This window comes from Streptomyces sp. GLSS-08, assembly GCF_056387915.1.
On the sequence record NZ_JBWJAQ010000005.1, the window covers coordinates 227,125 to 243,329 of the forward strand.

The following is a 16,205-nucleotide window of genomic DNA, read 5'->3' on the forward strand; positions in this document are numbered from 1 at the left end:
CTCCGGCAGGTGGATTCACTGCGTTCCGGACCGGGGCTTGAAGGCGATCGCATCGATCACCTACTGGTGGTCCCGCCAACGGCCACCCCGCTTCGGCATCCGGGCGGGTAGCAACGGCTCAATTCGTGCCCACCGCGGGTCAACGACACGGCCGAACCAACGATCAGATGCGAAACGGCCTAGACGCCGTAGTCGATCGAACCACTCCATCGCGTTGCCCAGCGCGGCGGCCTTCACGGCGCGCCTGACCAGAGCCGGGTCGGTGACGGTGACCTCGGGCCGGCCGGGGCCCGTTAACGGCGGATGCGACGGGACAGCAGATAGGCGCCGGATCGACCGCGTATGTCCATGAACGTGGCGAGAGCCTCATAGGGTTCGGGGAAGGACATACCGCCGGAGCCGGCGGGGCGGGAGGCAGGCGCGGCGTGGCGAATGCGGAGCACGGAGAACCGTCGGGCGAGGCCTTCGCCCCCGGGACGGCCGGAACGCCCCGGGCACGGCTTGAAGCGGCCCGCGCCGGACTCTGGCTGGTCGCCGCCGGGCTCGCCGTGCGGCAGGTCGCCGTCGTCCTCGCGACGCCCAGGGGTGACCGCCTGACGGACCTGGAGACCTGGGCCGGCCCGAACGGCGTCCTGCACACGAAGGGCTCCCTGTACGACTCGACCCGCTTCACCGGCACCCCGTTCGCCGGACTCGTCCTGAAGCCCCTCACTCGTTCGGCTGAACAGGCGCTGGGCTGGGGCTGGACCTTCGGCACGCTGCTGCTGGTCGTCGCGCTCGGGCTGGTCGCGGCGCGCGCCCTGCCCCGGCCCGTGACCCTGCGCACCCGGCTGCTGGCCGCCCCCGTCGCCGTCAGCCTGCTCGTGCTGTCGCTGCCGGTGCGCAACACCCTCCACCTCGGCCAGACCAGCGTCCTTACGGTCCTGTTCGTCCTCCTCGGCTGCTTCGCCGTACGCGGACAGGGCGCGAGCGGCGTGCTCATCGGCGTCGCAGCGGCCCTCCAGCCGACCGTGCTGCTCTTCGTTCCGTTGCTGTGGTGCACCGGACGCGGACGCGCGGCCGTCTCCACCGGGATCACGTTCGCCGCCTGCACGGTGCTCGCCCGGGCCGCGCTGCCCCACGACTCGTCCACCTACTGGGTCCACCATGTGGCGGGCGTCGGACTCGGCGGCCGCGCGGACGGCCTCGCGAACCAGTCCCTGCACGGCGCGTTGCTGCGCCTCGGCCTCGAAGGGCCCCTGGAGACCGGTCTCTTCCTGGTCCTCGGCGCGGCCGTCGCCGTCGTCGGCACCCGTCGCGCGGTGCGCTGCGCCCGCGACGGACAGTCGCTGCTCGCCGTGGCGATCATCGGCTGCGTCGCCGTCGCGGTGTCGCCCACCACCTGGCAGCACCAGCTGCTGTGGGTGCTGCTCGCGGTGGTCGGCCGGGTCGGCCGCAGGGCCTCGGACCGGTACCTGTGGCCGGTGGCGATCGTCCTGGTGACGACGCTGCCCGCGCGGACGGTGCTGCCGGATGTGACGCTGCTCCACCCTCTGCGCGACAACCTGGTCCTGGTGGCCGCGCTCGCCGCCGCCTGCGCCGTCCCGTTCCTGTCCCTCTCCTCGCCCCACTACCGGACCCCGGTCCCCACCGAGTACGCGCCGCCCGTCCCGGCCCGGTTCCGCCGGGTCCCGCTGCCGGCTCTCCCCGGCCGGGTGCTGAGCCGTCCGAACCTGCTCCTCGAACTGCTCCTGATCCGGGTCGGCTACGCCGCGTACCAGCAGGTCAGGCTGGCGGCGACCGGCGGCACCAACTCCGGCGGCCGGGCGCTCGCCGAGCGGCACGGCGAGCAGATCCTCGCGGTGGAGCGCCTCCTGCGCGTCGACATCGAACACTGGGCCAACCACGCCGTGGTGCGAGCCGGACGGCTGCGCGAGTTCTTCGACTTCTACTACACGTCGTTCCACTTCCTCGTCCCGCTGACCGTCCTCGGCGTGCTCTACGCCCGCCGTCCCGCCGACTACCGCTGGGCCCGCTCGGCGCTCGGCTTCACCACCGTGCTCGCCCTCGTCGGCTTCTGGCTCTACCCGCTGGCGCCGCCGCGGCTGATGCCGGGGTTCGGCGTCATCGACACGGTCCACGGCGTGCAGGACTTCTCCCGGCCGGACTACGGCACGCTGACCGCGCTCACCAACCAGTACGCGGCGATGCCCTCCCTGCACTTCGGGTGGTCGCTGTGGTGCGGTCTCGTGGTCGCGCTGCTTGCCCCGAAGCGGTGGATGAAGGCCCTCGGGCTGCTGCATCCGCTGGGCACGGCGGCGGCGATCGTGGCGACCGGCAACCACTGGGTGCTGGACGCGGCCGGGGGCGCGGTGGTGGTGGGCGCGGGGTTCGGCCTGACGTATCTGCTGTCCGGGCCGCGGGCCCCCGCCCCGCCCGGCGGAAAGACCTCGCGGGCCCGGGCGGGGACGGCCGCGAAGGCAGGGCCTGCAGACCGTCCTGTACACCCGCCCGGGGCGCGGTGACCGAGCGCAGTGACCGAGCTGTGACGTGACGGGGCGCAGTGACCGAGCGCAGTGACCGGGTGCTGTGACGGGGTGGCGGGCCGGGCGCGGGCGCAATGGCCGTGGTCGGCTGCCCGGGGAGGCGGGGGCGTGGGGTGTCCCCGCCTCCCCGGAGTCGGGCCGGCGGCGCCGGGAGGCCGTCGGCCCGGGCCGGCCCCGGGGCGGCCGCTCAGGCGGGGGTGACCCGCAGCTCCTTCACACCGTTCAGCCAGGCGGAGCGCAGCCGGCGCGGATCACCGGCCGCGCGCAGGTCCGGCATCGCGTCGGCGACCGCGCGGAACATCAGGTCGATCTCCAGGGTGGCCAGGGACTTGCCGAGGCAGTAGTGCGGGCCGCCCCCGCCGAAGCCGAGGTGCGGGTTCGGGTCGCGGGTGATGTCGAAGACCTCGGGACGGTCGAAGACGTCCGGGTCGTTGTTGGCCGAGGAGTAGAAGATGCCGACGCGCTCGCCCTTCCTGATGCGGCGGCCGGCCAGTTCGACGTCCTGGGTCGCGGTGCGCTGGAAGGAGACGACGGGTGTGGCCCAGCGCACGATCTCCTCGGCGGTGGTGGCCGGCCGCTCCCTCTTGTAGAGCTCCCACTGGTCGGGGTGGGTCAGGAAGGCGTGCATGCCGTGCGTGATCGCGTTGCGGGTCGTCTCGTTGCCGGCGACGGCCAGCACGAGCACGAAGAAGCCGAACTCGTCCGCGGCCAGGTTGCCCTCGTCCTCCGCCGCCACGAGCCGGGTGACGATGTCCTTCGCCGGGCACTGCTTCCGGTCGGCGGCCATGTTCATCGCGTACGAGATGAGTTCGGTGGCCGACTCGGCGCCGACCTCCTCGCTGATCGCGAACTCCGGGTCGTCGTAGGAGATCATCTTGTTGGACCAGTCGAAGATCCTGGCCCGGTCGTCCTGCGGGATGCCGATCAGTTCGGCGATGGCCTGGAGGGGCAGCTCGCTGGCGACCTGGGTGACGAAGTCGATGGTGCCGTCCGGGTCCTTTTCCGCGAGCGCCCGCTCGACGATCTGTCCCGCGCGGGTGCGCAGGGCGTCCTCCAGGGCGCGGATCGCGCGCGGGGTGAAGCCGCGCTGCACGATCTGGCGGACCCGGGTGTGCTCGGGCGGGTCCATGTTGAGCAGGATCAGCCGCTGCACCTCGATCTGTTCACGCTGGATACGCTCGTTGAAGCGGATGATGGCGGTGTTCACCCAGGAGGAGAAGAGCTCGGGGTGCGTGGAGACGTACTTGACGTCCGCGTGCCGGGTGACGGCCCAGTAGCCGTCGTCGTCGAACCCCGCGATGCCGGGCCGCTGCGGGATCCAGTGCACCGGTTCGACCCGGCGCAGTGCGGCGAACTCGGGGTGGGGGACGCGGTGGTGCAGCACGTCCGGGTCGGTGAAGTCGAATCCGTCGGGCAGCGCTGGACAGGACATCGGCAACTCCAGGTCTGGCGCGTACTGCGGTGCCGGCCATGTTCTGACGGTTCATCAGGAACCGGGAACTGCCGTGAAGGTAGTAACGGGTTCTACAAGAGGCAAGGGGTGTGGCGCCCCCAATTGCGCGCGGAAACAGGGCAGATCACGACTTCGGGCACTGCACGACCCTTGCGGGGCGGACCTTCCGCTCAGCAGACTGCACGCAGAACTAGAACGCGTACTAGTTCAGCGTGGCGGGTGGCCGGGACGCCCGCGCCGCGCGGGTGAGCAGGGCCGGGCCGCCTGGCAGGCCCTTAGGAGAGGACGACCCATGGCCGCGGAACCCGTGATCGTCGAAGCCGTACGCACCCCCATCGGCAAGCGCGGCGGCGCGCTCGCCGCGCTGCATCCCGCCTACCTCCTGGGCGAGACCTACCGCGAACTCCTCGGACGCACCGGTATCCACGCCGACTGCGTGGAGCAGATCGTCGGCGGCACGGTGACCCACGCCGGTGAGCAGTCCATGAACCCCGCGCGCACCGCCTGGCTCACCATGGGCCTGCCCTACGAGACCGCGGCGACGACGGTCGACTGCCAGTGCGGGTCCTCGCAGCAGGCCTCGCACATGGTGGCCAACATGATCGCGGCGGGCGTGATCGACGTCGGGATCAGCTGCGGGGTCGAGGCGATGTCCCGCGTGCCGCTCGGCTCGGGGTCCAAGCACGGTCCGGGCAAGCCCTTCCCCGAGGAGGCGCACGTCGACCTGCCGAACCAGTTCGAGGCGGCGGAACGCATCGCGCGCCGCCACGGACTGACCCGCGAGAACGTGGACTCGCTCGGGCTCATCTCCCAGGAGCGGGCCGCGAACGCGTGGTCGGAGGAGAGGTTCAAGCGCGAGACGTTCGCCGTGCAGGTGCCCACCACGGAGGAGGAGCAGCGGGCCGGGCAGGGCATGTGGCGCCTGGTCGACCGGGACGAGGGGCTGCGCGACACCAGTATGGAGGCACTTGCGGGGCTGAAGCCGGTGATGCCGACCGCCGTGCACACCGCGGGCAACTCCTCGCAGATATCCGACGGCGCCTGCGCCCTCCTGTGGGCGTCCAAGCGGATGGCGCGGGCCCTCAAGCTGCGGCCACGCGCCCGTGTCGTCGCGCAGGCGCTGGTCGGCGCCGACCCCCACTACCACCTCGACGGGCCGGTCGACGCGACGCGGGCGGTGCTCGGCAAGGCGGGCATGTCGCTCAGGGACATCGACCTCGTCGAGATCAACGAGGCCTTCGCGTCCGTGGTGCTGAGCTGGGCGCAGGTCTTCGAGCAGGACCTGGAGAAGGTCAACGTCAACGGCGGCGCGATCGCGCTCGGACATCCGGTCGGGGCGACGGGGGCGCGGCTCATCACGACGGCACTGCACGAACTGGAGCGCCGGGACAGGGAGTTCGCGCTCGTCACCATGTGCGCGGGCGGGGCGCTGGCGACGGGGACGATCATCCAGCGGCTGTGACGCGCGCCCCGCCCGGCGGCCGGGGCAGGGCGGTGTCCCGGGGACCGCAGGCAGAGCGAGGGCGGCGGCCCGAGGGCCGGGGTATGGCGAGGGCAACGGCCCGGGGCCCGGGGTACGGCGAGGGCAACGGCCCGGGGCCCGGGGTGCGGCGAGGGCGGCGGCCCGGGGATCGGGGCATGGCGGAGGCGGCGGCCCGGGGATCGGGAGCCGCCGCCTTCGCGTACGGGGGTGCCGCAGGGGCCGCGCTGCATGCGCGTCCGGGACGGCCCGGGCCGGTCAGTACCAGCCGTGGCTCTGCCAGAAGTTCCAGGCGCCGACCGGGCTGCCGTAGCGGTCGTTCATGTAGTCCAGGCCCCACTTGATCTGGGTCTCGGCGCTGGTCTTCCAGTCGGAGCCCTTGGAGGCCATCTTGTTGCCGGGCAGCGCCTGGACCAGACCGTAGGCGCCCGACGAGGAGTTCGTGGCGGTGACGTTCCAGTCGCTCTCGTGCTCGACGATCTTGCTGAACGCGTTGTACTGCGCGGCGTCCGGGATCATCTTGTGCGCGACCGACTGGGCGGAGGAGACCGTGGGGGTCGCGGCCTGGGCGGGGGCCGCGGCCAGCACCATGCCGGTCGTGGCGGCGGCCACGGCGGCGGTGGTGAGGGCCTTCTTCGGGGAGGCGATGCGGCGGATGACGGAGACGGGCACGAAGCACCTTTTCTTCGGGGACGGGGGTGCGCCGGCATGCCGGAACCACGCGGGGGCGGCGGGGGCATACGGCGGCGCCGCGGCCCGGGAGGGCACGTCGGCGCCTGGCGACTCCTCCAGAGAAACAGGCCCGGCAGGCGTCCGCAACGACCGCTGTTACTAGTGGTGGTCGCATGCGGGGGACCAGTACCTTCTGTGACCTGGCTCTCAAAGCCCAGGTCAGCGCTCTGGGCGACGCGTGCATGCCACCCTCTCCGGCTACGGCCCCGCCTCGTAGAGGACCAAGGTCCTGTGGGACGGCTCACCCCCGGACTGACTCGGCGTGGCCGCGCGTCACCCGGTGCGGTCGGCCCGTGTGACCCGCGACGCAGGACGTCACGGCAGGAAGGTGACCGGGCTCTCGAAGGCCGCCCGGCGGGTGGCCCGCCGCAGCGCCTTCAACAGGGGCGTGCCGAGGGTCAGGGTCAGTACGACGGTGACGACCGCCCGTCCCAGGTCCCACCCGAGCGAGGTCGCCGCGCAGTAGGCGAGGAACCGTACGAGGTTCGAGTGGAGCGGGTCGTCCGGGACGAAGGCGACGCCGGCGGCCAGGGCGTCCAGGAACGGCCACCCCATCAGGTTCATGACGGTGCCGTAGGCGAAGGCGGCGAGGCACCCGTACCCGGCGAGCACGGCCAGCTCGCCCCGGCCGCGCAGCCGGTCGGGCCCCGGCAGCAGCCCGGCGCCCATCGTGAACCACCCCATGGCGAGCATCTGGAACGGCATCCACGGCCCGACACCCCCGGTGAGCAGGGCGGACGCGAACATGGTCACGGACCCGAGGACGAAGCCGAACCCCGGGCCGAGCACCCGGCCGCTCAGCACCAGCAGGAAGAACATCGGCTCGATGCCGGCGGTCCCCGCCCCGATCGGCCGCAGCGCGGCCCCGGTCGCGGCCAGCACGCCGAGCATGGCCACCGCCTTCGGGCCCAGCCCGGACTCGGAGATCGTCGCCGCGACGACGGCGACGAGCAGCACGAGGAGCCCCGCGAAGAGCCAGGGCGCGTCCTGGGCGTGCGCGCCGACCTCGGAGCCCCGCCCGGCCAGGAGCGGCCAGCCGAAACCGGCGACGCCCACCGCGCTGACCAGGACGAGCGCGGCCACCGAGCGGGGGCCGAGCCGGACGGCCCGGGCCTGCGGGCGGCCCCCGTCCTCGGACCCGGTCACGCGAGTGCCTCCCTGACCTGGGCGACCGTGAGCCAGGGCTGCGGGGCGAGGATCTTCGTCACCTGTGGGGCGAAGGAAGGGGAGGCGACGACCACCTCGGCCGTGGGACCGTCCGCGACGACCTCGCCGTCGGCGAGGATCACCACCCGGTGGGCGAGTTCGGCGGCGAGCTCCACGTCGTGGGTGGCCAGCACGATGGCGTGCCCGGCGGCGGCCAGTGTGCGCAGCACGGCCACCAGACGGGCCTTGGCCGCGTAGTCGAGGCCGCGGGTCGGCTCGTCGAGCAGCAGCAGCGGGGGACGCGCCGTCAGGACCACGGCCAGCGCGAGCGCCAGCCGCTGCCCCTCCGACAGGTCCCGCGGATGCGTGTCGTCGCCGATGCCCGGCAGCAGCTCACCGACCAGCGCGCGGCAGGTGCCCGGCTCGGCGCCCGCGTCGTGGTCGGCCGCGGCGCACTCGGCGGCCACCGTGTCGGCGTACAGCAGGTCCCGTGGCTCCTGCGGTACGAGCCCGACGCGGCGTACGAGGTCCCGCGGGGCGGTGCGGTGCGGCACCGAACCGCCCACCCGTACCGATCCGGCGGCCGGCTCGACGAGGCCGACCAGTGCGCCGAGCAGCGTCGACTTCCCCGCGCCGTTGCGGCCCATCAGCGCGATGGTCTCGCCCGGGGCGGCCGTCAGATCCACCTTCCGCAGCGCCTCGACCCGGCCCCGGCGGACGGCCAGACCCTCGACCACGGCCGGGGCGGCGGCCGGGGCGGCGGCCGGGGTGGACGGACCGCGTCCGCGCAGGAAGCCGGGGTTTCGGGACACGACGGAGACAGCCGCCACCCGCCGGGGCGCCGGAGCCGCCGGCGTGCGGGCCGCGAGCCGCTCCCGCAACGGCCCCGCCGCCCGGCGGGCGTCGCGCACCGTCAGCGGAAGCGGCGACCAGCCCGCGAGCCGGCCCAGTTCCACCACCGGCGGGCACACCGGCGAGACGGCCATCACCTCGGCCGGGGTGCCGAGGACCGGCGCGGCCCCCGGGGCGGGCAGCAGGACCACCCGGTCCGCGTACTGCACGACCCGCTCCAGCCGGTGCTCGGCCAGGAAGACGGTCGTCCCGAGATCGTGGACGAGACGCAGGAGGACGGCGAGAACCTCCTCCGCGGCGGCGGGATCCAGCGCGGACGTCGGTTCGTCGAGGACCAGCACCCCGGGGTGCGGCGTCAGCACCGAGCCGATGGCGACCCGCTGCTGCTGCCCGCCGGACAGCGTGGCGATGGGACGGTCGCGCAGGCCGGCCAGGCCCAGCAGGTCAAGGGTCTCCTCCACACGGCGGCGCATCACGTCCGGCGCGAGCCCCAGCGACTCCATGCCGTAGGCGAGCTCGTCCTCGACGGTGTCCGTGACGAAGTGGGACAGCGGGTCCTGGCCCACCGTGCCCACGACGTCGGCGAGTTCGCGCGGCCTGTGCGTGCGGGTGTCCCGTCCGGCGACGGTGACCCGGCCGCGCAGGGTGCCGCCGGTGAAGTGCGGCACCAGACCGCTGACCGCGCCCAGCACCGTCGACTTGCCGACCCCCGACGGCCCGGCCAGCAGTACGAGTTCACCCTCCGGGACCTCGAAGTCCAGCCCCTGGACGGTCGGTCCCGCGGCCCCCTCGTACGTCACCGAGACGTCCGCGAAGCGGATCATGAGGACTCCTTGGGGGCCGGGGCGAGGACGGAGGGCAGCAGGCCGAGCAGGATCGCGGCGGCCGGCCACAGGGGAAGAGCGGGGGCGGTCAGCGGAACCACCCCGGGGTGCAGCGCCGCCGGGTCGTGCGAGGCCGCGACGATCATCAGCGCGGCCACCGCGACCCCGGACGCCGACACCAGCCAGGCCCGCACGCCCCAGACGTCCGGCCGGTAGCGCGTACGCGGGGAGCGGCGGCCGCCGAGCCCCAGGCCGCCGAGCGCCGCGGCCAGCCCGGCGAGGAGCACGGGCAGTCCGTAGCTTCCGCCCTCGGCGGTCAGCAGCCCGTACGTGCCCGCGCACACGCCGAGCAGACCGCCCAGGGTGAGGGCTGACGTGGTGCGGCGGACCGCGGCCGGCACCTCGGCGGTGCGCCCGTAGCCGCGCGCGTCCATCGCCGCCGCCAGCGCCACGGAACGCTCCAACGCGCCCTCCAGCACCGGGAGTCCGACGTGCAGCAGCCCGCGCAGACCCCGGTCCGGGCGGCCGCGCAGCCGGCGTGCCGCGCGCAGCCGCTGCACGTCCGCGATCAGGTGCGGCGCGAAGGTCAGCGCGACCACCACGGCGACGCCCGCCTCGTACAGCGCGCCCGGCAGCGACTTGAGCAGCCGCGCCGGGTTCGCGAGCGCGTTCGCCGCGCCGACGCAGATGAGCAGCGCTGCCAGTTTCAGGCCGTCGTACAGGGCGAAGACCAGGCCCTCCGCGGTGACCCGGCCACCGATGCGGACGCCCTGGGCCCAGTCGGGCAGCGGGACCTCGGGGAGCGTGACGACGACCTGCGTACCCGGGACGGGGGAGCCGAGGAACACGGCGAACGCCAGGCGGACGGCGAGGACGGCGAGGGCCAGCTTCACGAACGCGCCGTACGAGCGGGCCCAGGGCGCGTCGGTGCGGCGGGCGGCGACGACATAGCCGGCGACGCCGACGAGCAGGGCGAGGAGGAGCGGGTTGGTGGTACGCGAGGCGGCGGTGCCGAGGCCCAGGGCCCATATCCACCAGGCGCCCGGGTGCAGGGCGTTGCCGCGGTTGGCCTCCGCCGTCAGGTGCCGGCGGAGGGCGCCCGGGCGGGTGACACCGCGCCCCCGGTGAAGGCCGCCGAGAAGGGCACCTGCTCCGGTGGGGTCGCCCGGCGTCGTGCCGGTGCCGTGCGCCTGCGGGACCGCCGCACCGTGCCCGCGGAGACGGACACCATGGGCGGCCTGCCGTTCCGACGACCGGCTGTCCTCAACCGGTGCCGGCTGTCCCGGGGTGGGATTGTCCTCGGCCGGGGCCGGCTGTCCCGGGGTGGGGACGTCAGTGGCTCGGGCAGCCTGCCGTTCCGAGGGGCTGCCCTCGGCCGGGGTCGGCCGTTCCGCCCGGCGACCGTCCTGGCCCTTGAGGCCCTGCTGTTCCGGGGTGGGGGCGTGTTCGGCCGGAGTCGGCTGTTCCGGCGGATGGCTGTCCATGCGGCGGCTGTCCTCGGGCCGCATCGGCCGTTCCGCCTGGCGACCGTCCGCGCCCTGGGAACCCCGCTGTCTCGGGGTGCGGTTGTCCCGGCTTTGGGAACCCCCCTGTCGGGAGGGGCCGTTGTCCTCGGCCGGGGCCGACTGCCCCGGAGTGCGGACGGGTTCGACCGGGTCCGGCCGACCCGGGGTGCGGCCGTCCGCGCCTTGGGCGGCCTGCCGTTCCGCAGCGCGGCTAGCCTCAGCCGGGACAGACCGTCCCGCGAGGCGGCCGTGCGCCGCCGGAGCTGCCCCTTTCGCAGCGCGGCCGTCCGCGGGGCGGCTGTCCTCGGCCGGAGGCGGCCCGTCCGCGAGGCGGCTGTCCTCCGCCGGAGTCGACCCGGCCGCTGGGCGGCCGACCTTCCGTGGGGCAGGCGGAGCGGGACGGTCGTGCTCGTCCGTCGTCACAGGTTCCACCTCACGTCAGTGTCGGCGGCGCCGAGCCTGCCAGACCGCCGCCGCCCCCAGTGCCGCGACCGCCGCGAGACCCGCGAGCAGCCCGACCGACGGGCCGGAGTCCCCCGTCCCGGTCCCGGAGCCGGAGCCGGACCCCGACTCGGAGCGGGGGCGGGCGGAGGCGCCCGGCTCGGCGGCCGCGACCTGTTCTCCGCAGCCGGCCCGCGGATAGCCCGCAATGGCGCACAGCAGCGCGTTGCCGTCGTAGCGCAGCGGCTTCGCCACGGCGGCGAGCGCGTCGGCCGTCGTCGCGTCGGGACGGACCCGCGCGCAGGCGGTACGCGTCCGCGGCGGCGTCTCACCGGACGGCGCGTCCGCGGCCGTACCGAAGTCGAGGACGAGAGCGATCCGCTTCGTACCGTCCCGGGCGGGCGTGCCGGCGCAGATGGACCCGAAGTCCGCGTCCCCGCGCGGCTTCACCGCGCGCGAGGAGTCCTCGCTCACCGCGAACCGGAATCCCTGCACGTCACCGTCGGACGGCCGCGCCGTCGACGGCCCCTGGGTGGCGTACGCCCACGTCCCGCCGGTCAGGTCCCAGAACGACCAGTAGCGGTAGCCGGCGGCCCGGGCCTCGCCCGCCCCGCCGAGTACGAGGAGCAGCAGGGCGAGGACCGAGGCGACGCCGCCGCGCCGGGTCACGGCTGCCGCTTCCTGTTGCGGCCGCTGATCAGGAAGCCCACGCCGACGCCGGCGACGAGGCCCACGCCGACGATCCACCAGACGCCGAGCCCGCCGTCCTCGTCGCTGTCCTTCTTCTTGTCGCCCTGGTCCGTGCCAGGGCCGTCCGAGTGGCCGGAGGTCTGGGTCGCCGGACCGGTCGCGCCGAGCTGCCGGACCAGGTCCGCGCCGCCGAAGTCGCGCGGGTCGGTGCCGGTGGCGTGCGCCGCGAAGATCAGCTGCGCGTACGCGGCGGGCCCGGACTTCGCCGCCCAGGCGCCGGAGTTCTTCTCCAGCCAGGCGAGGGGCTTGTCCGTGTCGCCGGTGCGGCCCGCGGCGGCGAGCGCGACGACGGCGTCCGCGGTGTTGCCGTAGTCGGGCTGGTCCTTGGCGCCGGGCATCGCCGACTTCAGGTAGGCGGTGCCGTGCAGGGCGTCGGCGAGGTGGACCGCGCCGTTGCGGGCCGCGTCCCGGGGCGTGGGCTTCTTCGCGTCCGCGCAGGCCGAGCCGTCCGCCGCCTTGCCCGCCGGCGCCGCGAACCCCTTGCCGAGGGCGCCGAGCACGCCCGCCGCGGTGGCGTCCTCGTTGGCCGCGAGCGCGCCCTTCTTGTCGGGCTGGTAGGCGAAGGCCCCGCCGCCGTCGTCGCCGCAGGGGACCGCCAGCTTCAGCAGGGCGTCGTACGGGGACCTGCCGCCCTTGGTGACGTCCTCGGGCCGGTCACCCGCGGCGGCGAGCGCGCCGATCACCACGGAGGTCGAGTTCGCGTCGCTGGCCCCGCCCGCGGCGAAGCCCCAGCCACCGTCCTTGTTCTGCGCCGACTTCAGCCAGGCGGCGGCCTTGTCCGTCTCGGCGGCGTGGCCGCCGAGCGCGGCGAGCGCCTGCACCGCGGCGGCGGTGCTGTTCGTGTCCACCGTCGTCCTCGCGTCGCACTTCGCGGACGCGTCGGCGCGGTAGGGCGCGAAGGCGCCGTTCGCGCACTGCTGTCCGGTCAGCCAGTCGACGGCCTTGCGGGCGGGCTTCACGCCCGCGGTGTGCTGGGCGAGCAGTGTGAGCGACTGCCGCCAGACACCGTCGTAGGTGGGGTCGGTGGAGCCGTACAGCCCGGAGGGGATCGCCTGCGAGGGTGACGGGGACGAGTCGTCGGCGAGGGCGGCGGGTGCGACCGCCGTACCGATCACGGCGGTGACGGCCAGTACCGCGGCGGTGCGGCGAACAGACATGACTCTCCCTGCGGGGAGCCGGGCGGCACCGGCACGCTGGAGTACCGGGTGGCTCCGGCTCCGTATCCCTCGACGGTGCCGGCCGGCGGCGGGCTGCCGCAGGCACGAGCCGGTCACGTCCCGCGCGAGGCGATCCGGCTCACCGTCCGGCGGACGGTTCACGGTTGCGGGTCAGCGCCGGAATTGCACCGGCTTCCCCCCGTACGGGTGTGATGACGACGCGCTCACTCTACCGGCCCGCGGTCCACGGCCCGGGGGCCGCCCGGTCCGCCCCCGCGGCGGGCGGTCCGCCCCCGCGCCCGGTCACACGGCCCGGTACGTGACGGGATCGCTCCCCGGTACCGTCTCCGCCCGGCCCAGCTTCACCAGCCGGCGCACATGGGCCTCGGCCTCGGAGACGGCGATGTTCCGCGAGGAGTACGGGATGCGCTCCCAGGGACGGTTCCACGCCATGCGCTCGGCCAGCTGCCATGCGGTGAGCGGGACGCGGAGCAGGCCGAGCAGCCCGGTGAGCCGTTCCTCGTGGTGGGCGAGCAGCGTCCGGACGCGTGCCGCCGCGTCGGTGAAGGCGTACTGGTGGGCGGGGAGCACCTCGGCGGCCCCGAGACGGCCGACGCGCTCCAGTGAGTCGAGGTAGTCGCCGAGCGGGTCGGTGACCGTGGCGTCGTCCGGGTCCTCGTACAGGCCGATGTGCGGGGTGATCTCCGGCAGCAGGTGGTCGCCGGAGAACAGGCGCCCGCGGCCCGCGAGCCGTGCCGGATGGTCCTCCTCCAGGTGCAGGCAGACGTGGCCCGGCGTGTGGCCGGGCGTCCAGATCGCGCGCAGCCGGCGGCCCGGCAGGTCGAGGAGGTCGCCGGGGACGATCTCGCGGTCGGGGAGCGCGGGGGAGAGGCCGGGCAGTGCCCGGGGGCGGGCGGTGCGCAGCGGTGCCACGTGCGCCTCGGGGGCGCCGGCCGCCGAGAGCTTGTCCGCCATGTACGTGAACCACCGCTCGGGCCGGTACTCGCGCATCCGCCGGACGACCGAGGCGTCCGCCGCGTGCATCGCGATCCAGGCGCCCGACGCCTCCCGCACCGCGGCGGACAGGCCGTGGTGGTCGGGGTGGTGGTGGGTGACGACCACGCCGTGGATCTCGGCGACGGAGGTGCCGCAGCCGGTGAGCCCGGCGCTGAGGACGTCCAGGGACGCGGGGTCGTCCCAGCCGGTGTCGATGAGGACGGGCCCCCGGTCGGTGTCCACGACGTACACCAGCGTGTGGCCGAGGGGGTTGTCCGGGATGGGGACCCTGATCGACCGTACGCCCCCGCCGTGGTCGGTCACCTGCGTCATGGGCTTCCCCCCGTCGCCGTGTCCCGGCCACTATAACTAGAACCAGTTCCAACGGTGGCCCAAGTCGGCTGCCCGGAGCCCTGGTTGGGCCCCGGGGTCGTCCGGGGGCGTGGGCTCCGTGGACTCATCGGGCCGGAGCTGGTATCAGTTCTCGTATCTGATGAGTCGTCAGGAAACGTCCTCCGGAGGAGCAGTCGCCATGACCGAGCTCGTGGAACACGGACAGCTTTTCATCGGCGGGGAGTTGACGGATCCCCTGGGCGAGGACGTCATCGAGGTGATCTCGCCGCACACGGAGGAGGTCATCGGGCGGGTGCCGCACGCCTCGGCGCGGGACGTCGACCGGGCCGTCGCCGCCGCGCGCCGGGCGTTCGACGAAGGACCCTGGCCGCGGATGACGCTCGGCGAGCGGATCGAGGTCGTCACCCGGATCAAGGACGGGATCGCGCTGCGCCACGAGGAGATCGCCCGGGTGATCTCCTCCGAGAACGGTTCCCCGTACTCCTGGAGCGTCCTCGCGCAGGCGCTCGGCGCGATGATGGTCTGGGACGCGGCGATCACCGTCGCCCGGGACTTCACGTACGAGGAGACGCGCGACGGCGTCCTCGGGAAGATCCTCGTCCGGCGTGAGCCGGTGGGTGTGGTCGCGGCCGTGGCGCCGTGGAACGTGCCGCAGTTCGTGGCCGCCGCGAAGCTCGCCCCCGCGCTGTTGACCGGCTGCACCGCCGTGCTGAAGCCGTCCCCCGAATCGCCCCTGGACGCGTACCTGCTCGGGGAGATCGCGCGGGAGGCGGGCCTGCCCGAGGGGGTGCTGTCAATCCTCCCGGCGGACCGCGAGGTGAGCGAGTACCTGGTCGGGCACCCCGGCGTCGACAAGGTCTCCTTCACCGGCTCCGTCGCCGCCGGCCGGCGCGTCATGGAGGTCGCCTCGCGCCGTCTCACGCGCGTCACCCTGGAGCTGGGCGGCAAGTCGGCGGCGGTGGTGCTGCCGGACGCCGACCTCGGCACCACCGTGCCGGGCATCGTCTCGGCGGCCTGGATGAACAACGGCCAGGCGTGCGTGGCGCAGACCCGCATCCTCGTGCCGCGCTCCCGCTACGACGAGTTCGCGGACGCCTTCGCGGCGGCGGCGGGCGCGCTGGTGGTCGGCGACCCGCTGGACCCGGCGACGCAGGTGGGGCCGCTGGTCGCCCGGCGCCAGCAGCAGCGCAGCCTCGACTACATCCGCATCGGCCAGGAGGAGGGCGCCAAGATCCTCACCGGCGGCGGCCGTCCGCCGGGCATGGAACGCGGCTGGTACGTGGAACCCACCCTCTTCGGCGACGTCGACAACTCCATGCGCGTCGCCCGCGAGGAGATCTTCGGGCCGGTCATCTGCCTGCTCCCGTACGGCGACGAGGGCGATGCGGTGAAGATCGCGAACGACTCGGACTACGGGCTGAGCGGCAGTGTCTGGACGGCCGACGTGGAGCACGGCATCGACGTGGCCCGCCGGGTCCGCACCGGCACCTACTCCGTCAACACCTTCAGCCTCGACATGCTCGGCCCCTTCGGCGGCTACAAGAACTCCGGCCTGGGCCGGGAGTTCGGCCCCGAGGGCTACGGCGAGTACCTGGAGCACAAGATGATCCACCTGCCCGCCGGCTGGGAGGCGTAGGGATGGGCGACCGCTGGCACGTCGAGGTCGACCGCTCCGTCTGCATCGGCTCGGCCCAGTGCACGCACCTCGCGCCGGACGCCTTCCGCCTCGACGCCGGCCGGCAGTCCCACCCCGCCGGCCCGGAGACCGACGCCGACGAGCGCACCCTCGAGGCGGCGGAGGGCTGCCCGGTCGAGGCGATCATGATCACCGTCCTGGGCTCAGGAGAGCCGGTGTTCCCACCCGAGGAATGACGTCCGCCGACGCCCGTGCGTGACTCCGCCCCAGTGCGACACTCGGCCCACGTGCGGAGACACGAGACGGGGGGACCGGTGCGGGGCGGGAAGAGGTGCGCCGGCCGTGACGGCGGCC

General features: G+C 74.2%; 12 protein-coding genes. 4 read left to right on the forward strand and 8 right to left on the reverse strand.

Annotation, left to right across the window (positions count from 1 at the left end):
- Positions 1-425 precede the first annotated feature (425 nt).
- Entirely contained in the window at positions 426-2,504 is a 2,079-nt protein-coding gene (locus AC0ZLC_RS11315; protein ID WP_476751779.1) for a bifunctional glycosyltransferase 87/phosphatase PAP2 family protein, read from the forward strand.
- Positions 2,505-2,712: 208 nt separating this feature from the next.
- Here AC0ZLC_RS11315 and AC0ZLC_RS11320 read toward each other — a convergent pair whose 3' ends face one another.
- Entirely contained in the window at positions 2,713-3,957 is a 1,245-nt protein-coding gene (locus AC0ZLC_RS11320; RefSeq protein ID WP_476751780.1) for a cytochrome P450, read from the reverse strand.
- A gap of 313 nt (positions 3,958-4,270) precedes the next feature.
- Here AC0ZLC_RS11320 and AC0ZLC_RS11325 point away from each other — a divergent pair, with 313 nt between their 5' ends.
- Entirely contained in the window at positions 4,271-5,440 is a 1,170-nt protein-coding gene (locus tag AC0ZLC_RS11325) for a steroid 3-ketoacyl-CoA thiolase (protein WP_476751781.1), read from the forward strand.
- Between the two features lie 276 nt (positions 5,441-5,716).
- Here the strand turns inward: AC0ZLC_RS11325 and AC0ZLC_RS11330 are convergent, their stop codons facing one another.
- The 7 genes from AC0ZLC_RS11330 to AC0ZLC_RS11360 all read right to left on the reverse strand — a co-directional run bounded on the left by AC0ZLC_RS11330 (position 5,717) and on the right by AC0ZLC_RS11360 (position 14,194).
- Positions 5,717-6,130 carry an aggregation-promoting factor C-terminal-like domain-containing protein gene (locus AC0ZLC_RS11330; protein ID WP_476751782.1) on the reverse strand — a complete coding sequence of 138 codons (414 nt, stop codon included), beginning with the start codon at positions 6,128-6,130 and terminating at the stop codon, positions 5,717-5,719.
- 375 nt (positions 6,131-6,505) lie between these two features.
- Positions 6,506-7,336, reverse strand: coding sequence for an ECF transporter S component (locus tag AC0ZLC_RS11335; RefSeq protein WP_476751783.1), 831 nt, complete (start codon positions 7,334-7,336; stop codon positions 6,506-6,508).
- On the reverse strand, positions 7,333-9,012 hold the full coding sequence (locus tag AC0ZLC_RS11340; RefSeq protein ID WP_476751784.1) for an ABC transporter ATP-binding protein: 1,680 nt from the start codon (positions 9,010-9,012) through the stop codon (positions 7,333-7,335). Before AC0ZLC_RS11340 ends, AC0ZLC_RS11335 begins: the two co-directional genes overlap by 4 nt.
- A complete protein-coding gene (locus AC0ZLC_RS11345; RefSeq protein WP_476751926.1) occupies positions 9,009-10,094 on the reverse strand; it encodes a CbiQ family ECF transporter T component in 1,086 nt (361 codons plus the stop codon). The genes AC0ZLC_RS11340 and AC0ZLC_RS11345 overlap by 4 nt, the downstream gene beginning before the upstream one ends.
- A gap of 861 nt (positions 10,095-10,955) precedes the next feature.
- Positions 10,956-11,627 carry an SCO2322 family protein gene (locus AC0ZLC_RS11350; RefSeq protein ID WP_476751785.1) on the reverse strand — a complete coding sequence of 224 codons (672 nt, stop codon included), beginning with the start codon at positions 11,625-11,627 and terminating at the stop codon, positions 10,956-10,958.
- Positions 11,624-12,865 carry a prenyltransferase/squalene oxidase repeat-containing protein gene (locus tag AC0ZLC_RS11355; RefSeq protein ID WP_476751786.1) on the reverse strand — a complete coding sequence of 414 codons (1,242 nt, stop codon included), beginning with the start codon at positions 12,863-12,865 and terminating at the stop codon, positions 11,624-11,626. Before AC0ZLC_RS11355 ends, AC0ZLC_RS11350 begins: the two co-directional genes overlap by 4 nt.
- Before the next feature lie 303 nt (positions 12,866-13,168).
- The gene (locus AC0ZLC_RS11360) at positions 13,169-14,194 is read right to left on the reverse strand and encodes an MBL fold metallo-hydrolase (protein ID WP_476751787.1); all 1,026 of its coding nucleotides are present in this window, start codon (positions 14,192-14,194) and stop codon (positions 13,169-13,171) included.
- Between the two features lie 199 nt (positions 14,195-14,393).
- Here AC0ZLC_RS11360 and AC0ZLC_RS11365 point away from each other — a divergent pair, with 199 nt between their 5' ends.
- Positions 14,394-15,851 carry an aldehyde dehydrogenase gene (locus AC0ZLC_RS11365; RefSeq protein ID WP_476751788.1) on the forward strand — a complete coding sequence of 486 codons (1,458 nt, stop codon included), beginning with the start codon at positions 14,394-14,396 and terminating at the stop codon, positions 15,849-15,851.
- A 2-nt stretch (positions 15,852-15,853) separates the two neighbouring features.
- Positions 15,854-16,087, forward strand: coding sequence for a ferredoxin (locus tag AC0ZLC_RS11370; RefSeq protein ID WP_476751789.1), 234 nt, complete (start codon positions 15,854-15,856; stop codon positions 16,085-16,087).
- The last annotated feature ends 118 nt before the right edge of the window (positions 16,088-16,205 follow it).